Here is a 20,493-nt window from a genome sequence, read left to right as displayed (position 1 = left end):
GAAATGTCTTATATAAAAAAGGAAAAAATTGAAGAAATTAAAGAAAAATCGGATATTATATCAGTTGTTAGTGACTATGTATCCTTAAAAAAAAGTGGAAGGTACTATATGGGAAATTGTCCTTTTCATAGTGAGAAAACACCTTCTTTTTTTCTTTATCCAGAAACAAATACTTTTCATTGCTTTGGATGTGGTAAACATGGTGATAGTATTTCCTTTATTATGGAAATAGATTCATTGGATTATGTTAGTACTCTAAAAAAGTTAGCTGAAAAGTTTGGGATTGAATTAGAATATGAAAACTCTTTTAATGTTAGTAATAAAATAAACTTTGATAAATATTATGAAATAAACGAATTTGCAGCTAGGTTTTATTATAAAAGTATGATGGAAAATTCTATTCCTAAACAATATTTATCAAAAAGAGGTATTAATCAAAAATCAATTAATCTTTTTTTTATTGGCTATGCAGATGAAAATTGGAAATCTTTTTATAATGAATTAAAACTAAAAAAAATGGATATTAAAATTGCTGAAGAGTTAGGATTGATAATAAAAACTAAAACTGGTGATTATATTGATAGGTTTAGGAATAGGATTATGTTTCCTATTTTAAATACAAGCAAAAAAATTATAGGTTTTGGTGGAAGAACTATTGTAGATGATAGTGCTAAATATTTAAATTCTCCTGAAAGTGTTGTATTTAAAAAAGGAGATAATATATATGCTCTTGATAAAATAATCGAAAATAATATTAGAAATAAAGTCTTAATTGTTGAAGGATATATGGATGTAATATCTTTGTATCAAAGTGGTATAAATTACGTTGTTGCAGGACTTGGAACGGCATTTACTGAAAGTCAAGCAAGACTTATTAAAAGATATTTTAGAAATAATGTATATTTATGTTATGATGGTGATAATGCAGGCATAAGTGCAACAGAAAAAACAAATTTCGTATTTAATGAAATTTCTGTAAAACCTAATATAATTATGCTTCCAGATAAATTAGATCCAGATGATTATATAAAAAAATATGGATTGAATGAATTTAATAAGCTTTTAGAATCTCCATATGATATTAATAGTTTTAACTATGAAATATTGAAAAAAAACAAAAAAAATTCTAATTCAATTACTGATAATTCAATTTTTTACGATTCAATATTAGACTTTTTAGTTAAGATTGATACTAATATACTAAGAGATTTATATATAAATAAAATTTCTAATGAATTTGGGTTAGATAGTAATTCGCTTAAAGAAGATTTTTTAAACTATGATAAAAAAGAAAAAGTAGTTGAAAAAAAGGATGAAGAAGTTGAAATAAATTATAAAACAGAGCATTTATTATTAAATTCTGACAAAAAAGTTTTAATATTGGGTATCATACTATTAATGAGATGTGAAAATAATGTACTGAAGATCATTGGTAAATTGGAAAAATTATCTAAGAATTCTGATTTGTTTGATATCTTTTGTTATGTTAAAAATAATGCTGAGAATAATACTATAACCGTTCCATCAGCATTAATTGATGAATTTAAGAATAGTATTAATAACTTAAAAATTGTTGAATATATAGTTAAGTGTTATAATGAAAAGATAAAATTATCAACATTAGATTATAATAGATTACTTGATATAACTATTTTAAATTTTGAGATTAGAAAAACAACTTTGAATATTGAAAAATTGAAACAAATGGATAAAACTAATAAAGACGTTATATCAAATTTGAATTATAATATCGAAAAGTTAATGGAGCTAAACAGGAATCTTAAAAATATTGAGAAAGGGGTTCATCATGAATAATAAATTAAATGATATTGAATATGATGAGGTAAAAATTCTAATAATAGAGGAACTTACAAAATATGCTAATGAACATGGTGGTTTTGTTAATAACAAGTATCTTGAATCTTTAGATTTATTTAATTTAATAGATATTGATGATATTGAAGAAATAAAAGCAAAATTAGCTGATAATCAAGTAGAGTTTATTGATGAAAGCGAAAACTTGGAGGATCTTGAAATTACTGATGATTTAATTGATTTAGAAGATGAAAAAGAAGATCCTGAAGATGAAGAAATTAAATTAGAAGATTTTTCTGACTTAAAGGGTTTTAATATTGATGATCCTGTTAAAATGTATTTAAAAGAAATTGGAAAAATACCTTTATTAAGTGCTGATGAAGAAAGAATTTTAGCAGAAAATATGGAAGCTGGAGATATTGAAGCTAAGAAAAAATTAGCAGAAACAAACTTAAGGCTTGTAGTGAGTATAGCTAAAAGATATGTTGGAAGAGGAATGCAATTTTTAGACTTGATTCAAGAGGGAAATATGGGTCTAATGAAAGCAGTTGAAAAATTTGATTTTAGAAGAGGTTTTAAATTTAGTACTTATGCTACTTGGTGGATAAGACAAGCAATTACTAGATCTATAGCAGATCAAGCTAGAACTATAAGAATCCCAGTTCATATGGTTGAAACTATAAATAAATTAGTTAGAATTGAAAGACAATTAGTTCAAGAACTTGGAAGAGAACCAACAAACGAAGAAATTTCTGAACATATGGGAATTGAAGTCGAAAAGGTAAATGAAATAAGAAAAATTGCTCAGGAACCTGTAAGTTTAGAAACTCCTATAGGGGAAGAAGATGATAGTCATTTGGGAGATTTTATTGAAGATGAAACGGCCATTGCTCCAGATGAAGCAGCAAATTTTTCTATGTTAAAAGAACAATTAAATCAAGTTTTAAGTACTCTTTCAGATAGAGAGAAAAAAGTTTTAGAACTCAGATTTGGACTTAATGATGGTACACCTAGAACTTTAGAAGAGGTTGGGAAAGAATTTGAGGTTACTAGAGAAAGAATAAGACAGATTGAGGCTAAAGCACTTAGAAAATTAAAACATCCAAGTAGAAGCCAAAAATTAAAAGATTTCTTGGAATAGATATATGACTAGTTTAAGATTAAAAAAAATTTGCAATTTAGTTGATGAAAATTCAATTGTTGCAGATATAGGAACTGATCATGGAATAATACCTATAGAATTATCCAAAAATAATATATCAAAAAAAATTATTGCAACTGATATTAGTAAAAACTCCTTAGAGAAATTAGAACAAAAACTAATATATAATAGCAATATTGTAAATATTGAAACTAGAGTATCTGATGGTTTAGATTCCATTGTTGAATTTGAAGTAGATACAATAATTGTATCTGGTATGGGTGGAATTCTAATTAAAGAAATTTTAGAAAAAAATTTAAATGTTGCAAAATCTGCAAATAGCTTAATTTTATCTCCAAATAATTCATTGGATATTCTTAGAATGTTTTTATTGCATAATAATTTTGTTATAGAAAAAGAAGATGATGTACTAGAAAATAGAAAATATTATCAAATTTTGAAGGTAAAAAGAGGTAAAGATTACTACAGAAATGATTATGAATACCTATATGGAAAGTTACTTATAAAAAACAAATCTGAGAATTTGAAATTATTTTTAGAAAATGAATTAAAAAAATATAGAGATATTAAACATAAAATTAGTATACAAAGTAAAAATAATGAAAGAATCATAGAGATTACTAATTTAATTGATGAAATTAGAGGTATTTTAAATGAATTTTAAAGTAAGTGATTTAATCGATTTATTGGATTCTGAATATTCATTCTATTTACAAGAAGATTGGGACAATTCAGGTTTCCAGATTGGAAATCTTGAAGCGGAAATTAAAGGAATTTTAATAGCACTTGATATTACTATTGATTCAATTAATTATGCGGTATCAAATAATATTAATTGTATTATAACACATCATCCTTTATTTTTTGAAAAAATTCAATATTTAAATGTGAATTCTGAATATTACAAAAAGATTGAACTATTAATGAATAATAAAATTAATGTAATTTCCATACATACACCTTTAGATATTCATCCAAATGGAGTAAACAAATATTTGGCAGATAAATGTTTGTTAAATAATCAAGAAGTTTTTGTTGATTATAAAGAGGATTATGGTTATGGAATAGTTGGAAACGTTGAAAATGATACATTTAAAAATTATCTTATAAAACTAAAAAATAATTTCGAAAATCCATTATTATATTTTGGTGATATTGAAAAAAGTATTTCAAAAGTTGCAGTATTAGGAGGATCTGGTGCATTTTCTATTAAAAATGCAGTTTTAAGGAAAGTAGATTTATTAATTAGTTCAGATTTTAAATATCACGATATTCAATTAGCTTTAGAAAATAATCTAAATATTATTGACTTAGGTCATTTTGAGTCAGAAATTTCAGGTTTGATTTCTTTAAAAGAATTTTTGATAAATAAAAATATTAATTTAAAGATGCTAATTTATAGAGATAATATTTTTAAAAGAAATATATTTTAATCAAATTAAGTAAAACAGACAATCGCGTGATATAATCACGAGGAAAGTCCGTGCACCACAGAGCAGGATGCTGGATAACGTCCAGTGGGGGCGACCCTAAGGCTAGTGCAACAGAGATATACCGCCATTTATAATGGTAAGGGTGGAAAGGTGAGGTAAGAGCTTACCAGCATATAGGAGACTATATGGCTATGTAAACCCCATTCGGTGCAAGATCAAGATTGAACTTTTGTAGTTGCTCGCTACGTTCATAGGTAGATTGCTTGAACAAATTGGCAACAATTTGTCTAGATAGATGATTGTCTAATACAGAACACGGCTTATAGTTTTGCTTAATATTTATAATTAAATATAAGGTATGACCTTATATTTTTTTACTTTTTACATACAAGGAGATTTTAATGAATTTAGAAAAACAATTATTAAATTTTATGAAAAAAAAGAATTATATTCCATTAACAAAGGAAGAACTAGCTGTAGCTTTAAATATTTCATTTAATAATTTAAAGCAATTTTTTAAATTATTAGATTCTCTTGTTAATAACAGAAAAATATCATTAATTGATTATAAATATAGTATTTATCAAAAAAAAGAAATCTTAAAAGGGAAAATTTCTTTTACAACAAAAGGTAATGCATTTTTCATTTCTGAGGATGATATTGATGATGTTTTTATTCCCAAAAAGGAATTAAATCACGCTAATCATAATGATGATGTTGAAATAGAAATAATAAAAGAAAAGGGAATAAACTCGAAAGCTGAAGGTAGAGTTATAAATGTCTTGAATAGAAATAACAATTTAATTGTTGGTACTTTTACAGAAAATAAAAATTTTGGATTTGTGGTTCCTGATGATATTAAATGTAATTATGATATTTTTATTAAAAAAGGTGACAAAAACGGAGCAAAAACTGATGACAAGGTTGTGTGTAAATTAGTTGAATTTCCTGATAAGAAGCGTAACCCTGAAGGAGTTATTATTGAAGTAATAGGAAATAAAAATAATAAAAATACTCAAATTATTTCATTGTTAAAAGATATGGAAATACCTTATAAATTTTCAAATAAGATTAATAAAGAATTAGAAGAATTAACACAAATTGATATAAAAAAAGAAATTAAAAATAGAGTAGATTTTAGAAATTTATTTACGGTTACTATTGATGGAGCTGACGCAAAGGACTTTGATGATGCCATTTCTATAGATAAAAAAGGAAATGATTATATACTATATGTTCATATAGCAGATGTATCTCATTATGTAAAAAAAGACAGTAAGTTGGACAGAGAAGCTTATAAAAGAGGTAATAGTGTATATTTAATTGATTATGTTGTTCCCATGTTACCTGAAGTGCTTTCTAATAATCTTTGTTCTTTAAATCCTAATACTGATAAATTATCTATTACTGTAAAAATGATAATTGGAAAAAATGGTAATGTTAAAGAATATAAATTTTATGAATCTGTTATAAATAGCAATTATAGATTAGTTTATAATGATGTTACAAATTTTTTAGAAGGTAAAAAGCATTTTTATAATGATGAAACTTTAAAAGAAAAATTATTAGTTATGAAAGAATTAGATGAAATTTTAACTAATAAAAGAATAAATAGAGGAACTATAGACTTTAATTTTCCTGAAATTGCAATTACTTTTGATAATGATGGTAAAGTAGAAAATATTAGTAAAAAAGAAAATGGAGTAGCAAATAGGATAATTGAATCATTTATGATATGTGCTAATGAAGTAGTAGGAAAGCATTTTGGAGATTGTGATATCCCTATAATATATAGAATTCATTCTAAACCACAAGAAGATAAATTAGAAATCTTAAGAAATCATCTAAATCGTTTAAATATAAAAATGAAACCTATAGATATGATTACTTCAAAGTATTTAAGTGAAATAATAGATCAATTTAAAGATACAAACCAATCAGAATTTATAAACTATTCTATTTTAAGATCTATGACTAAAGCTAGGTATTCTCCAAATATTGATATACATTTTGGATTAGCAACATTTTTATATTGCCATTTTACTTCTCCTATAAGAAGATATGCAGATTTAACTGTTCATAGAACTTTAAAAAATTATTTACATTCAAACATTGAAATACCTAAAAATTATATAAGCTACTTAGATATAACTTCTAATCATATAAATGATACTGAAGTATTAGCTATTGATGCAGAAAGAAAGTTGGAAGATATCAAAAAAGTCGAATTTATGAAAAATAAAATAGGTCAAGTTTTTAGAGGAATTATCGTTTCAGTTACTTCATTTGGACTTTTTGTACAATTAGAAAATACTGTTGAAGGACTTGTCAAGTATGAGGACATTATGGATGATTACTATGAATTTGATGGACAAACATTAACCGCTATTGGTAGAAGAAGAAAAAATGTATTTGATATAGGGATGGGAGTAGAAGTTATTGTTGCAAAAGTAAATGAAATAACTAATGAAATAAATTTTTATTTAAATAGGTGATATTATGAGAGATAAAACGACTATAAAAACAATAGCGAGCAATAAAAAAGCAAGACATGATTATTTTATAGAAGATATCTATGAAGTTGGAATTTCTTTATCAGGTACTGAAGTTAAAAGTATTAGGCAAGGAAAAGTTTCTATTAAGGAGAGTTATTGTTCAATTAAGAATGGAGAAGTTTTTATTCTCGGAATGAATATAACGCCTTACGATCATGGAAATATATATAATTTAGAACCCACAAGAGAAAGAAAATTACTTTTAAATAAAAGAGAAATTAATAAATTAATTGGACAAACAAAAGAAAAAGGATATTCATTAATTCCTTTAGATGTTCACATAAAGAATGGATGGATAAAACTTGATATTGCACTCGCTCGTGGCAAAAAAAATTATGATAAGAGAGACAGTATGCTTGAAAAAGAACACGAGAGAAAGATACAATATGCATTAAAAAACAAATATAAATAGAGGTGAATTTTTTGAGCAAAAAATATACAATTATAACTTATGGTTGTCAAATGAATCATCATGATTCAGAAAAAATATCATATTTATTAGAAACTTTAGGGTATACAAAAGAAGATGATTTAGAAAAATCAGATTTTATTATTTATAATACATGCTTAGTCAGAGAAAATGCAGAACTTAAAGTTTATGGACAACTTGGTGCTTTGAAAAATTTAAAAAGAAAGAAACCTGAAATGATTATAGCTGTTTGTGGTTGTATGATGCAAACAGGAGATGCAAGAGCTACTATAATTTCAAAATATAAACATGTGGATATAATTTTTGGGACGAAAAATATCTCAAGATTGCCTTCTCTTATTTCTAGACATAGAAGTACAGGAGAAGTTGTCGTAGATATTGAAGAAGAAGATATACTTGACGATGAAACTCCTATAAATAGAGAACATCCATTTATTGCTTATGTAAATATAATGACAGGTTGTAATAATTATTGCACTTTTTGTATAGTTCCTTATGCTAGGGGAAAAGAAATTAGTAGAACCCCTGAAAGCATAATTAATGAAATAAAAGAATTGGCAAAAAAAGGATATAAAGAAATAACATTATTAGGACAAAATGTTAATTCATATGGAAAAACTTTAAGACCTAAAGTGACATTTCCAGAATTATTAAAAATGGTTAATGAGATAGAAGGAATTGAAAGGATTAGATTCTTGACAAGCCATCCGAAAGACTGTTCTGATGAATTAATAGATGCCATAGCAAATTTGGATAAAGTTTGTGAAAATATTCATTTACCATTCCAGTCTGGTAGTAATAAGATACTAAAGGATATGCATAGAGTATATACTAGAGAACATTATTTGGAATTAATCAGAAAATTAAAAGAGAAAATACCTAATATTACTCTTTCTACTGATATAATTGTTGGATTTCCAGGTGAAACGGAAGAAGATTTTGAAGATACATTAAGCATGGTGGAAAAGGTTAAATATGACCAAGGATTTACTTTTCTATATTCTATAAGAAAAGGTACAAAAGCTGCTGAAATGCAAAATCAAATACCACACGAAGTAAAACAAGAAAGATTTCAGCGACTAATAGATTCTATGTATAAAATTTTTTATGAAAAAAACAAAGAATGTTTAGGACAAACTCTTGAAGTATTAGTTGAAGGAATTAGTAAAAATAATCCAGATATTCTTACAGGTAGAACAAGAGGATATAAATTAGTACATTTTAAAGGTGGAAAAAGAAATATTGGACAGTTAGTTAACGTTAAAATAACTGGACATAATTCATTTGCACTTGAAGGAGAGATAGTTTAGTAAGGAGTAATTATGAGCGATTTTACACCAATGATGAAACAATATCTAGAAGTTAAATCTAATTATAATGATTGTATTATTTTTTATAGACTAGGTGATTTTTATGAAATGTTTTTTGAAGACGCAAAAATAGTTTCAAAAATTTTAGATCTAGCATTAACTAAAAGGGATTGTGGCAGTGGTAAAACTGCACCAATGTGCGGTATTCCACATCATGTTGTAAATCAATATTTATATAAGTTAGTTTCTGAAGGTTTTAAAGTTGCTATTTGTGAACAAGTTCAAGATCCAAAACTTGCTAAAGGAATTGTAAAGAGGGAAGTTATTAAACTAGTAACTCCGGGAACTATTGATGAATTCGATGAATTAGCTACTAATAAAAATAATTATATTATGAGTATCTATATGGATTCTACAAATTTAAGTATCACATATTCTGATATTTCAACCAGTGAAATATTCTGTACAAGTATTTTTGAAATGAACAGAGATAATTTAATTACTGCTTTAGAGGAAGAAGTAATTCGTACAACTCCGTCAGAAGTTATAATAAATTCAAATATATTAAAATCATTAGAAAAAAGTGTTGTTAAATTATTAAAAAATTTAGGAATTATTTATACAAAAGTAGATATAGATCAAGATTTTAAATCTTTAAGAGAGAATAATGAAGAATTTTATTCTAATAATCTTAGTAATAAAATATTACTTTTTTCAATAGATAACTTTTATAAATATGTTTGCAGATTTAATGTTAAATTGAATGATTTTAAAAAAGTTAATTTATATAAATTAAGCGATTATCTAAGAATTGATGCTAATTCAAGAATTAATTTGGAACTTAAAAAAAATAATTTTAGTAATGACATAAATGGATCTTTATTATCAGTTATAAATTATACTAAAACTCCTATGGGTTTTAGATTGCTTAATAAATGGTTAGATCAACCTCTTCTAGAAATAGAAAAAATTCAAAGAAGACAATCGTTGGTTGAAGATTTAGTTTCAAACTCTAATTTAAGAAATGAATTAGAAGAACTATTAGCAAGTATTTCTGATATAGAAAGAATAAATTCAAAAATTTCTTTTGGAAATTGTAATGCAAGAGATTTAATTCATTTAAAAAATTCTTTATCAGCTGTTCCAAAGATTAAAAGATTATTTTTAGATAGTAATACTTTATTTTCTAATATAGCTTTAAATATTCCTGATACCGAATATATCTATAATCTTATAAATTCAGCTATTCTTGAAGACGTAGGAATTTTATTGAAAGAAGGAAATTTGATAAAGATTGGTTATGATGAAGAACTTGATTTAATAAGAAATAATAAAATAGTTGGAAAACAAAAGTTAATTAAATATGAAGTTGATCAAAGAAATATTACCGGAATTAAAAATTTAAGATTAATATTTAATAAGAAAACAGGTTATTTTTTTGAAGTTACAAAATCATATCAAAACTTAGTTCCTGAATATTTTGAATTAAAACAAACTTTAACTAATGCAAATAGGTATAAAACAAATGAGCTTCTAACTATTGAAAATATGATATTCGGATCTGAAAGTGATATTATAGAAAAAGAATATGAATTATTTATTTCAATAAGAAATACAATAAAAATGAATATTAAAACATTACAAAAATTATCAGATATAATTTCATTCATAGATTCTATATTTTCTTTATCAATAGTTGCATTTAAAAATAATTATTGTAAACCGACTTTAAATTCAGAAGGGATAATAGATATAAAAAATGGTAGACATCCTGTTATAGAAAGTTTTTTAAGTTCAATAAATGAATTTATCCCTAATGATACAAATATTGGACAAAGTGATAATTTAATTCAGATTATAACAGGGCCTAATATGAGTGGAAAATCAACTTATATAAGACAGATAGCTCTCATAGTTATATTAGCTCAGATTGGTTCATTCGTACCTGCTGATAGTGCAAATATTTCGATAGTAGATAAAATATTTACTCGTATTGGAGCTTCAGATAATCTATATAAAGGAGAAAGTACCTTTATGGTAGAAATGAAAGAAGTTAATAATATTTTAAGATATGCTACTAAAAATAGTTTACTTATACTTGATGAGGTTGGAAGAGGAACTTCAACTTTTGATGGATTAAGTCTCGCTTGGGCAATTCTTGAGTATATTACAAAAAATATAAAATCGAAAACATTATTTGCTACACATTATCACGAATTAATTGACTTAGAACATACTTTTGCTTGCATAAAAAATAAGCATATTCAAGTTATTGAAGATAAAGAAAATGATGAAATAGTCTTTTTAAGAAAAATAATGGATGGTGGAGCTAATAAGAGTTATGGGATAGCAGTTGCAAAACTTGCAGGACTTCCTATGGAAGTTATAAATCGTTCAAAAATTATTTTAGATAGCATTGAAAATAAGGAAATTGAAATAGAAAAAGATATTATTGATAGTTCAAATGTAATAAAAACTAAGGTCAATGATAAAATAATTACTAATTTAAATAGTATAAATATTGAAAAAATAAGCCCAATGGAAGCTTTTGGTATATTAAATGATTTAATAAATATATCTAAAAGTGATAATGAATAGATAGGAGATTTATATGTCTATAAAATTATTGTCAGAAGATACAATTCAAAAAATTGCAGCAGGAGAAGTTATAGAAAATCCTTATTCTGTAATAAAAGAGTTGGTTGAAAATTCAATAGATTCAGGTGCAACATTTATTAAGGTTGAAATTAAAAATGCCGGTAAAAAAGAAATTATGATTTCTGATAACGGCTGTGGAATTGAAGAAGATGATATAGAGTTGGCATTTACCAAACACGCTACATCTAAATTAAATAATTTTGAAGATATATATTCTATTCTTTCTTATGGATTTAGAGGAGAGGCATTAGCTAGTATATCTGCAATTTCAAAAGTTGACATTAATACAAGAACAAAGAACAGTGAATTCGGAATTCACTGTTATCTTGAAAATAATAAGATTATTAGAAAAAATAAGATAGGGATGAATTTAGGAACAACAATTTACATTAGAGATTTATTTTACAATGTTCCTATTAGAAAGAAATTTTTAAAATCAGATGCATATGAAAACTCAATCATAACAACGTTGATGTACTCTTTTGCATTGGCTAATCAAAAAATATCTTTTAAATATATAAAAGATTCGAAAGTTGTATTCGAAACAAGTGAAAAAAATACTTTAAAAGATAATATAAAATATATTTTTAAAGATGATTTTTATAAGAATTTAATTTCTGTAAATATTGAGGACTCAGATTATAAGATTTATGGATATATTTCAAATAATCACTTTTATAAAGGTAGTAGAGCATCACAATTTTTATTTGTTAATGGAAGATATATTTTTGATGAAAAGATTAGAAATATAATAGAAAAATCAATTGCTACATTAATACCAAAAGGAAAGTTTCCTGCATTTGTAATGTTTATCGAAGTAAATCCCAGCTTAATAGATATAAATGTTCATCCAAATAAAAGAAAGATTAAATTTATTTTTGAAGACAAGTTACTAAATTTACTTAATAATAACATTACTGACATTGTTCTAAAAAATACTACAAGTGATTTTATATCTGTAAAGGAAGAACAAAAAGAAAAAATCTTATACAACGAAGAAAAGATTAATAACGAACAATCTTCAGAAGAAGATATTATTGAAACTATAATTTATGATGATGATTATAATACACAAAATATTGTAAATAAGTTTTCTTATGATGATTTATTTAAAGTAAATAAAGATGATATAAAAACGATAAATGAAGAAGATAATATTGAAAATTATATTGTTGAGGACGAAAAAGTAGAAAATACTCCAGTATTGGAACAAATAAAACTTGATGATAATACTGAAACTTCAAAAAATATTTTAGATTATGAAATTATAGGTAAAATTTTTTCAAAATATATTTTATTGTCCGATAAGGATGAGTTTATAATTATAGATATACTAAATGCTAAATATAGACTGTTGTATGAAAATTTATTGGATAATTACAATAATTGTACTATTACAAAACAGATACTTTTATTTCCTATAATTTTGGAATTAAATGAATATAAATTGAGTGTGTTTAATACTATTAAAGATAAGTTGAAAAATTTAGGTATAGAAGCTGATATTTTTGATGAAAATTCTATAGCAATAAGGACAATTCCTAATTTATTAAATGATAATTTAGATAAAGAAGATATTAGAGAAATGATTGATGAACTGTTATTTAAAGATAATAGAGTGTTTGAGGACTCATTATACAAAATGGTTTCTAAAAAACGAATAAATTTAAGTTTAACGGATTTTGAGATAGAAGAATTATTGTCACAGTTATCTAAAATAAATCTAGATATAAATTTCTATGACAAAAAAATATTAAGAAAAATATCTAAAGAAGATTTTGATAAATTATTTTTTAAGGAATAAAAATGAAGAAAAAAATAATATTTATTGTTGGCCCTACATCTGTTGGAAAAACAAAATTAAGCGTTGATATAGCAAAAGATTTTTCAGGAGAGATTATATCTTGTGATTCTATGCAAATTTATAAAGAATTTAATATAGGAACTGCTAAGATAACAGAAGAGGAAGTTAGTGGAATTAATCATTATATGATTGATATTTTAGATGGAAATCAAAAATTTAATGTTTCTGAATATAAAAATATGGCAGAGAAATATATTGAAGAAATTTATTCTCATAATAACATTCCGATTTTTGTAGGAGGAACAGGACTTTATGTAAATTCTATATTATATGATTTTAAATTTACTGAATCTGAAGAATCGAATAATCTAAGAGAACAAATTACAGAATTTTACGAAAAAAATGGGGCAAATTTGCTTTATGATTTATTATTATATCTAGACTATTCAAGTAGAGAAAAAATTCATAAAAACAATATAAAAAGAGTAATTAGAGCAATAGAAGTTTGTGTAAATACAAAAAAAGAATTTTCCAAACAATGCAAAGATTATGAAAATAATAATTGTAAGTATGATTACTTAATAATAGGATTAACTTTAGATAGAAAAATATTATATGATAAAATAAATTCTAGAGTCGATATAATGATTAATAATGGACTTGTTGAAGAAGCATCAAGTCTATATAAAAAATATGGCGAGTATTCACAACCATTTACTGCTATTGGATACAAAGAGTTTATTCCATATTTTAAGAGAGAAATTACTCTGGAATCTTGTATTGATAATATAAAACAAAATTCAAGAAAATACGCTAAAAGACAATTTACTTGGTTTAATAGGAATGAAAATATACATTGGATTGATGTTGAAAATGGATATGATGAAGTTCTATTTAAATCTAAAAAATTAGTAAAAGATTTTTTAACTAAAGGAGAATTATAAATTGGAAAAATATTTAGATACTGATTTTAATTTTGATTCTAAAATTATTAATTTTGTAAACAAATGTTCTAAGGAAATAGAAATAGAATTTGAAACTTTAAAAGAAATAGAAGAATATAATCAATTAAAAGTTTTAAATGCATTTAAAAAGCAAAAATTATCTGCTACTGATTTTTCTTGGACAACAGGATATGGATACGGTGACTTTGGAAGAGAGAAATTAGAAAGGATATATTGCGACATCTTTAAAGCAAAAGATGCTATAGTAAGGCAAGAAATAACATGTGGAACTCATGCAATATCTTTAGCATTGCAAGGTAATTTATTACCAGGAGACGAGTTTATTTATATAACTGGAACTCCTTATGACACACTTTTAAAGGTTATAGGTATTAGTGGAGATGAAAAGGGAACACTACTTGATTATGGAATAAAGTATGATAAAGTTGATTTAGTAAATAATGAAATTGATGTAGAAACTGTATTATCTAAAATCAATTCAAAGACTAAATTATTAGCTATTCAAAGATCTCCTGGTTATAGTAGTAGAAGATGTATTTCAATTAGTGAATTAAAAACAGTTATTAATAAAATAAAATCAAAGTTTCCAGATATTATTATAATGATTGATAATTGCTACTGTGAATTTGTTGAAAAAAAGGAACCTCTAGAAGTTGGCGCCGACATAGTTGTAGGATCATTATTAAAAAATTTAGGTGCAGGAATCACTTTAAATGGAGGATACATAGTTTCAAACTCCAATGATATTATAGAATCTATTTCGAATAGACTTACTTCTCCAGGTCTTGGAAAGCATGTAGGTGTAAGTTTTGGTACTACAAGAGCAATTATTCAAGGATTATACTTTGCGCCTCATATAGTTTTAGAAGCAGTAAAAAGTGCAATATTAGTATCATATATTTTTGAAAAGTTAGGATATAAAACAATTCCTAAATATAATGAAAAAAGAAGTGATATTATTCAAGTAATTACTTTAAATGATGAGAATAAAGTTATAGATTTTTGCAGAGCTATACAAGAATTTTGTTGTGTAGATAGCCACGTTGTCCCCTATCCATGGGATATGCCAGGATATTCTGATAAAGTTATTATGGCTTCAGGAAGCTTTATAGATGGTTCAAGTATTGAATTGAGTGCAGATGGACCTCTAAGAGAACCTTATAATGTGTATTATCAAGGTGGTTTAAATTTTTATCAAACTAAAATAGCACTAATTAATGTATTAAATACTTTTTATGATAAAAAATACATAAATTTATAAAACTTTTAGAAATATTTTTAAGAATTAGCGTATTTTAAAAAAAATTATGGTATAATAGTTATAGTTTTACACTTTTTACAAAAAAACTATAGCTATTAAATAATAAGATATTGGAGTGAATGTTTTGAAATGTTTATCTAAGGAAAAAATAAACATTGTAATGGAAAAATTAGAAAAATTATATCCTAATGCAAAACCAGAACTTAATTTTTCTAACAGTTTCGAGCTGCTGATAGCAACTATTTTATCTGCTCAATGTACTGATGTAAGAGTTAATAAGGTTACTGAAAAATTATTCAAGGATTTTAAGACTCCAGAAGAATTTTTAACTTTAGATGTTGATGGTTTGTCTAAATATATACATAGTTGTGGTTTTTATAATTCAAAAAGTAAAAATATTTTAGAAACTTGTAGAATTTTAGTTGAAAAATATAATTCTATAGTTCCAAGTGATATGGAATCATTAACTTCATTACCAGGAGTTGGAAGAAAAACTGCAAATGTAGTTAGATCTTGTGCTTTTGGTATTCCTTCTCTTGCTGTAGATACTCATGTGTTTAGAGTTACAAATAGAATAGGAATTATAAATGAAGGTAATGTTTTAGATTCTGAATTTGCATTAATGAAGAAGCTAAAGAAAAATACATGGAATAAAGCACATCATTTATTTATTTTTCATGGAAGAAGATTATGTAAATCAAGAAAACCAGATTGTAAAAATTGCATAATAAATTCCGAATGTTTATACTTTAAGAATTTATAGGAGGATATATGAAAAGATATATAAAAATATTTGCTGTATTAGGAATATTTTTAATAGTAACAATATCGGGTTATTTTTTGCTTAATAGAAATCCATTAAGTAATGCTACAGGACATACTAAAAATTTAAAGAAAGAAGAACTTTTAACATATGATAAATTCTATGAAGGAATTTATATTAATAATATTGATTTAAAAGATTTAACTAAAGAAGAAGCTTTAAATAAAATAAAACAAAGTTTAGAAATGGGTAGCGAGTTCACTTTAAAACATGGTAATTATGAAAAGAAGTTTCTTCCTAAAGATATTGACTTTTCATATAATTATGAAAATTTAGTTAATGAAGCTTTTAATATAGGTAGGTCAGGATCCGATGATGAAAGGATTGAAACTTTAAAAAATTTGATAAAAAATCCTAAAAAGTTTGATGCTAAGTCTACTTTTGATTTATCAAAATTAAATAGCATTATTACCGAAGTTTCTGAAAAAATAAATTCTGAACCAATAGATGAAAAATTTTCTTTTTCTGAAGGAAAAATATCAGTTGTGGATGGTAAAGTTGGATTAAAAGTTGAGAGTGAAAAAATATTGGATAATTTTAATACAGTTCCTGTGAAATTTGATTTAGAAATACCAACTATTGTTACAGAATATAAAAAGATTGATAAAACATTGTTATCATCAATCAAAGGTGTAATAGGAGAAGCAACTACTAAATTTGATAATCAGCCTAATAGAAATAATAATATAAAAATCGCAGCAAATAAAATTAATGAATTTGTAGTAAATCCAGGAGAAACATTCTCTTTTTCAAAAGAGTTAGGGGAAGTATCTAAAAATACAGGTTATAAGCCTGCAGGAACATTTATTAATAGTAAGATAGTAGATTCTATAGGAGGAGGAATTTGTCAAGTTAGTTCTACCTTATATCAAGCGTTAGTTAAATCTGATTTAAAAATAGTTGAACGAAATCAACATTCAATGAGGGTACCTTATTGTACTATTGGTTTAGATGCAATGTACTATGAAGGTTCTAGTGATTTGAAATTTCAAAATACATTTGATTTTCCTATAGTTATAACTAGTTATGTTTCAAATGGGGAAATAACTTTTAGAATATTGGGTGATACAGATAAGAAAAATTATGATATTAAACTATTTACTACTGATGTTTCCCGAATTCCAATGCCTATAGAGGAAGTTCCGGATCCAAGTTTACCAGAAGGAAAGAAAGTTGTAGTTGAAAAGGGATTTCCAGGTTATAGGGGCTCATCATATAAACAAAAAGGAAATGAAAAAGCAGAATTATTAAATAGTGATTATTACAAACCAAAAAAGCAAATTGTTAAAGTAGGAACAAAAAAAGAAGTAAAAGAAACTATCGAAAAAGAAAAAAATGATTAATAATGAGCAAAAATATAGATATTTTTAATGCAATATGTTATAATACTTTTTGGATTATTTATTAAAATAGGAGGAATAATAATGATTTCAGCAGGAGATTTTAGAAAAGGTACTACATTTGAAATGGATGGAGATGTATACCAAATTATAGATTTTCAACATGTAAAACCTGGAAAAGGTGCTGCTTTTGTAAGAACTAAGATAAAATCAGTAAAAAATGGTGGTTCTAGAGAAATGACTTTTAACCCAAATGATAAATATGAAGTTGCAAAAATTGAAACTAAAGAGATGCAATATTTATATTCAGACGGTGAGTTATATTACTTTATGGATACAGAAACTTATGAACAATTACCATTGAACTTTGATGTTGTAGAAGATGCTCTACTATATTTAAGAGAAAATGACAATGCTACAATAAGATTTCATGATGGAAAAGCATTTAATGTTAGTGCACCAAATTTTGTAGAACTTGAAGTTGTAGAAACTGAACCTGGTGTTAAGGGTGATTCAGCAACTGGTGCAAACAAACCTGCCAAAGTTGAAACAGGAGCAGTTATAACAGTACCTTTATTTATTAATAATGGTGATAAAATAAAAATTGATACTAGAACAAATGAATATCTTTCAAGAGTTTAATAAAAAAGACAAGTAATGAACTTGTCTTTTTTGATTCAATAATATTATATTTTTAACTTTGAAATAGGGTTTTTTGAAATTCCTTTTTTTATATCGTCATCATCCAAGTGGGTATATATCTGTGTTGTAGCTACACTTGTATGACCTAAAATACTCTGAATAGTTCTAATATCTACATCTCCATATTTATACATAAGTGTTGCTGCTGTATGCCTTAATTTATGAGGAGTGTAAATTTTTGGATTCAGTCCAGCTAATTCAATATATTTTTTTAATCTTAATTGAATAGATCTATTTGAAATTCTTTTTTTATGTGAACTTAAGAATAGGGCATTTGTATCTTTTGTTACAGGCCTAAGTTTTAAGTAACTTTTTATTGCATAAATACAATTTTCATTTAGAAAAACAGTTCTTTCCTTATCACCTTTTCCAATAACAGTTAATTTATCATCTTTAATAGATTCTATATTTATACCAGTTAGTTCAGAAATTCTTAGACCACATGTTAAGAAAATTAATATTATACATAAATCTCTTGCTCTGTTAAACTCATTATTTTCACCTTTTATAGAATTAATAACTTTTTCTGATTCAGATAAAGTCAAATATACAGGATTTCTTTTTTGTAACTTTGGTAATTCTAATTTTTCTGAAGGGTTTTTATCAATTAATTCAACAGTATTATGCAAGTATTTAAACCATGATTTTATAGCAGATATTTTTCTTGCTTTAGTTTTAGTAGAATCATTAAAGTATGAATCGCAAAAAGAAATATATGCATGTAAATCGGTTATATCAATATCTAGTATATCACGTTTGTTAATTGATAAAATACAAACAGAATCTATATCAGAATCTAAATTATAACCGAATAATTTTTTTCTCATAACTATAAACTTCAAAAATCTTTTTAAATCATAATAATATTCTTTAACAGTAAGGGTAGAACGTCCTTTTATAGTTAATAAATAATTCAAGTAGTCATCTAATATAGTTGGACAATCATTAAAATGTTCCATTATAGTATCTCCTTAAAATTTTAATTATTTTTCGCAAAACTATTATTTTGCGAAAAATAAAAAATTTAAAATAAAGAAGAGACTCCAATTAAATCCCTACTCTATTTATGCATAAATTATATTATATTATTTCCAAAAAGTCAATACTACAGAAAAAAAACTATTTTAAATTTTCTTTGTATAATTCTTTTAAATATAATACATCATTCATTATAGAATTATCTAAATCTTCGTACAATAATAATTTATCTATATCTTCTTTCGCTTTTTTATATTTTTTCAGTTTTAATTCTAATATTATCTTATTAAATAGCAATATTTCATCATCAATATATAAAGATAGTCCTCTTTCGAAAATTTCAAGTGATTTTTCGATTTTTTGTGTTTTATAATATAATAACCCTAATTCTATAAAAATATTCAAAAAATCGGCGTTTAAATCTAATGATTTTTCGTAGAATTCTATAGATTTTTCATTTTCATTTAATTTATTATATATATATGCAATCCAATAAGAATCTTCCTTATCTAGATTAAGATTATCAATATTTTTTAATATTTTATAACAGTCTTCAAACTTATATCTATCTACTAGTTGTAGTAGCTCTTCAATTTTAACTTTTACACTAATATCTTTTATTTTTTTATTGATAATATTATCAATTATCTTATTTGAATTAGTTATGGCTTTTTTATAATATATACTAGCTTTAATGTAAAATTTTTCTTTTACGCATAAATCACCATAAAGCATATTTAGTAAATAATCATCTTCATTTTTATTTTCTAAATTAGACAGCAAAATTTTAATTTCATTAATTATTATATTATAATAACTATTATCATAATCTAAAATCATTAAAAGATATTTAGTATATATTTTTATAATAAAATCATCAGATATTTCTAAATTAATTAATCCTCTAATAATTAATAAATTATAAATTATTGTATCATAATTATTATCATTAAAATCAATTTTAGACTTAGCAAAATCTAATAAGTTAATATTTTTTGATTTTATAAAACCATTTAAAAACTCAATATTATCAAAGTTTGAATCTATTCCATTTAATAGTAAAATACCCTCAAAAAAGTATGTTAAATTGATATTTTTATTAAATTTATTATTTTTAATATTTTCTAATAGAACATTTGAACTAATTGGAAAATCAATATTTTTATATTTTTTTTCATTAATTTCAATATTTTTTACTGTAAGAAAATATAGTTTATCAGTAAATTTTATAAAATAATTATATAAATTATCCATATT

At 24.5% G+C, this 20,493-nt stretch carries 16 protein-coding genes and 1 other RNA gene; 15 read left to right on the top strand and 2 right to left on the bottom strand.

What is annotated here, in order from left to right:
- The first annotated feature begins 3 nt into the window (after nucleotides 1–3).
- The 15 genes from dnaG (at nucleotide 4) to efp (ending at nucleotide 18,198) form a co-directional block, all read left to right on the top strand.
- Nucleotides 4–1,815 carry a DNA primase gene (gene dnaG, locus RWJ08_RS00995; protein ID WP_313960782.1) on the top strand — a complete coding sequence of 604 codons (1,812 nt, stop codon included), beginning with the start codon at nucleotides 4–6 and terminating at the stop codon, nucleotides 1,813–1,815.
- Nucleotides 1,808–2,956, top strand: a complete 1,149-nt coding sequence (rpoD, locus tag RWJ08_RS00990; protein ID WP_009732753.1) for an RNA polymerase sigma factor RpoD — start codon at nucleotides 1,808–1,810, stop codon at nucleotides 2,954–2,956. The genes dnaG and rpoD overlap by 8 nt, the downstream gene beginning before the upstream one ends.
- 4 nt (nucleotides 2,957–2,960) lie before the next feature.
- On the top strand, nucleotides 2,961–3,641 hold the full coding sequence (locus RWJ08_RS00985; protein ID WP_313960781.1) for a class I SAM-dependent methyltransferase: 681 nt from the start codon (nucleotides 2,961–2,963) through the stop codon (nucleotides 3,639–3,641).
- Complete coding sequence (locus RWJ08_RS00980; protein WP_313960780.1) at nucleotides 3,631–4,410, top strand: Nif3-like dinuclear metal center hexameric protein; 780 nt, start codon at nucleotides 3,631–3,633, stop codon at nucleotides 4,408–4,410. The genes RWJ08_RS00985 and RWJ08_RS00980 overlap by 11 nt, the downstream gene beginning before the upstream one ends.
- A gap of 6 nt (nucleotides 4,411–4,416) precedes the next feature.
- Nucleotides 4,417–4,749, top strand: an RNA gene (gene rnpB / locus RWJ08_RS00975) — RNase P RNA component class A.
- Between the two features lie 62 nt (nucleotides 4,750–4,811).
- Nucleotides 4,812–6,905 (top strand): ribonuclease R, encoded by a 2,094-nt coding sequence (rnr, locus tag RWJ08_RS00970; RefSeq protein ID WP_313960779.1) that lies wholly within the window; start codon nucleotides 4,812–4,814, stop codon nucleotides 6,903–6,905.
- Between the two features lie 4 nt (nucleotides 6,906–6,909).
- Nucleotides 6,910–7,377 carry an SsrA-binding protein SmpB gene (smpB, locus tag RWJ08_RS00965; protein WP_004833402.1) on the top strand — a complete coding sequence of 156 codons (468 nt, stop codon included), beginning with the start codon at nucleotides 6,910–6,912 and terminating at the stop codon, nucleotides 7,375–7,377.
- Between the two features lie 11 nt (nucleotides 7,378–7,388).
- A complete protein-coding gene (gene miaB, locus RWJ08_RS00960; protein WP_313960778.1) occupies nucleotides 7,389–8,705 on the top strand; it encodes a tRNA (N6-isopentenyl adenosine(37)-C2)-methylthiotransferase MiaB in 1,317 nt (438 codons plus the stop codon).
- A gap of 12 nt (nucleotides 8,706–8,717) precedes the next feature.
- Nucleotides 8,718–11,303: a DNA mismatch repair protein MutS gene (gene mutS, locus RWJ08_RS00955; protein WP_313960777.1), complete on the top strand. Its 2,586-nt coding sequence runs from the start codon at nucleotides 8,718–8,720 to the stop codon at nucleotides 11,301–11,303.
- Between the two features lie 13 nt (nucleotides 11,304–11,316).
- The gene (mutL, locus tag RWJ08_RS00950; RefSeq protein WP_313960776.1) at nucleotides 11,317–13,167 is read left to right on the top strand and encodes a DNA mismatch repair endonuclease MutL; all 1,851 of its coding nucleotides are present in this window, start codon (nucleotides 11,317–11,319) and stop codon (nucleotides 13,165–13,167) included.
- 2 nt (nucleotides 13,168–13,169) lie between these two features.
- Complete coding sequence (miaA, locus tag RWJ08_RS00945; RefSeq protein ID WP_281703420.1) at nucleotides 13,170–14,111, top strand: tRNA (adenosine(37)-N6)-dimethylallyltransferase MiaA; 942 nt, start codon at nucleotides 13,170–13,172, stop codon at nucleotides 14,109–14,111.
- 1 nt (nucleotide 14,112) lies between these two features.
- Nucleotides 14,113–15,393 (top strand): methionine gamma-lyase family protein, encoded by a 1,281-nt coding sequence (locus RWJ08_RS00940; protein ID WP_313960775.1) that lies wholly within the window; start codon nucleotides 14,113–14,115, stop codon nucleotides 15,391–15,393.
- Between the two features lie 124 nt (nucleotides 15,394–15,517).
- The gene (nth, locus tag RWJ08_RS00935) at nucleotides 15,518–16,156 is read left to right on the top strand and encodes an endonuclease III (RefSeq protein ID WP_313960774.1); all 639 of its coding nucleotides are present in this window, start codon (nucleotides 15,518–15,520) and stop codon (nucleotides 16,154–16,156) included.
- An 8-nt stretch (nucleotides 16,157–16,164) separates the two neighbouring features.
- A complete protein-coding gene (locus tag RWJ08_RS00930) occupies nucleotides 16,165–17,559 on the top strand; it encodes a VanW family protein (RefSeq protein ID WP_313960773.1) in 1,395 nt (464 codons plus the stop codon).
- Nucleotides 17,560–17,640: 81 nt separating this feature from the next.
- Nucleotides 17,641–18,198, top strand: a complete 558-nt coding sequence (gene efp, locus RWJ08_RS00925; RefSeq protein ID WP_009372767.1) for an elongation factor P — start codon at nucleotides 17,641–17,643, stop codon at nucleotides 18,196–18,198.
- A 44-nt stretch (nucleotides 18,199–18,242) separates the two neighbouring features.
- Here efp and RWJ08_RS00920 read toward each other — a convergent pair whose 3' ends face one another.
- A complete protein-coding gene (locus RWJ08_RS00920) occupies nucleotides 18,243–19,217 on the bottom strand; it encodes a tyrosine recombinase XerC (protein ID WP_293439754.1) in 975 nt (324 codons plus the stop codon).
- A gap of 160 nt (nucleotides 19,218–19,377) precedes the next feature.
- The gene (locus tag RWJ08_RS00915; RefSeq protein WP_313960772.1) at nucleotides 19,378–20,490 is read right to left on the bottom strand and encodes a tetratricopeptide repeat protein; all 1,113 of its coding nucleotides are present in this window, start codon (nucleotides 20,488–20,490) and stop codon (nucleotides 19,378–19,380) included.
- Nucleotides 20,491–20,493 lie beyond the last annotated feature (3 nt).

The organism is uncultured Parvimonas sp., from assembly GCF_963524015.1.
GTDB lineage: Bacteria > Bacillota > Clostridia > Tissierellales > Peptoniphilaceae > Parvimonas.
This window is presented reverse-complemented; position numbering and strand designations above follow the sequence as displayed.

Excerpts from the sequence above, each read along its gene's own strand:
- mutL (WP_313960776.1), top strand. The coding sequence starts at position 11,317 with ATGTCTATAAAATTATTGTCAGAAGATACAATTCAAAAAATTGCAGCA.
- efp (WP_009372767.1), top strand. The coding sequence starts at position 17,641 with ATGATTTCAGCAGGAGATTTTAGAAAAGGTACTACATTTGAAATGGAT.
- RWJ08_RS00985 (WP_313960781.1), top strand. The coding sequence starts at position 2,961 with ATGACTAGTTTAAGATTAAAAAAAATTTGCAATTTAGTTGATGAAAAT.
- mutS (WP_313960777.1), top strand. The coding sequence starts at position 8,718 with ATGAGCGATTTTACACCAATGATGAAACAATATCTAGAAGTTAAATCT.
- RWJ08_RS00930 (WP_313960773.1), top strand. The coding sequence starts at position 16,165 with ATGAAAAGATATATAAAAATATTTGCTGTATTAGGAATATTTTTAATA.
- rnr (WP_313960779.1), top strand. The coding sequence starts at position 4,812 with ATGAATTTAGAAAAACAATTATTAAATTTTATGAAAAAAAAGAATTAT.
- miaA (WP_281703420.1), top strand. The coding sequence starts at position 13,170 with ATGAAGAAAAAAATAATATTTATTGTTGGCCCTACATCTGTTGGAAAA.
- dnaG (WP_313960782.1), top strand. The coding sequence starts at position 4 with ATGTCTTATATAAAAAAGGAAAAAATTGAAGAAATTAAAGAAAAATCG.
- rpoD (WP_009732753.1), top strand. The coding sequence starts at position 1,808 with ATGAATAATAAATTAAATGATATTGAATATGATGAGGTAAAAATTCTA.
- RWJ08_RS00915 (WP_313960772.1), bottom strand. The coding sequence starts at position 20,490 with ATGGATAATTTATATAATTATTTTATAAAATTTACTGATAAACTATAT.
- smpB (WP_004833402.1), top strand. The coding sequence starts at position 6,910 with ATGAGAGATAAAACGACTATAAAAACAATAGCGAGCAATAAAAAAGCA.
- RWJ08_RS00920 (WP_293439754.1), bottom strand. The coding sequence starts at position 19,217 with ATGGAACATTTTAATGATTGTCCAACTATATTAGATGACTACTTGAAT.
- RWJ08_RS00980 (WP_313960780.1), top strand. The coding sequence starts at position 3,631 with ATGAATTTTAAAGTAAGTGATTTAATCGATTTATTGGATTCTGAATAT.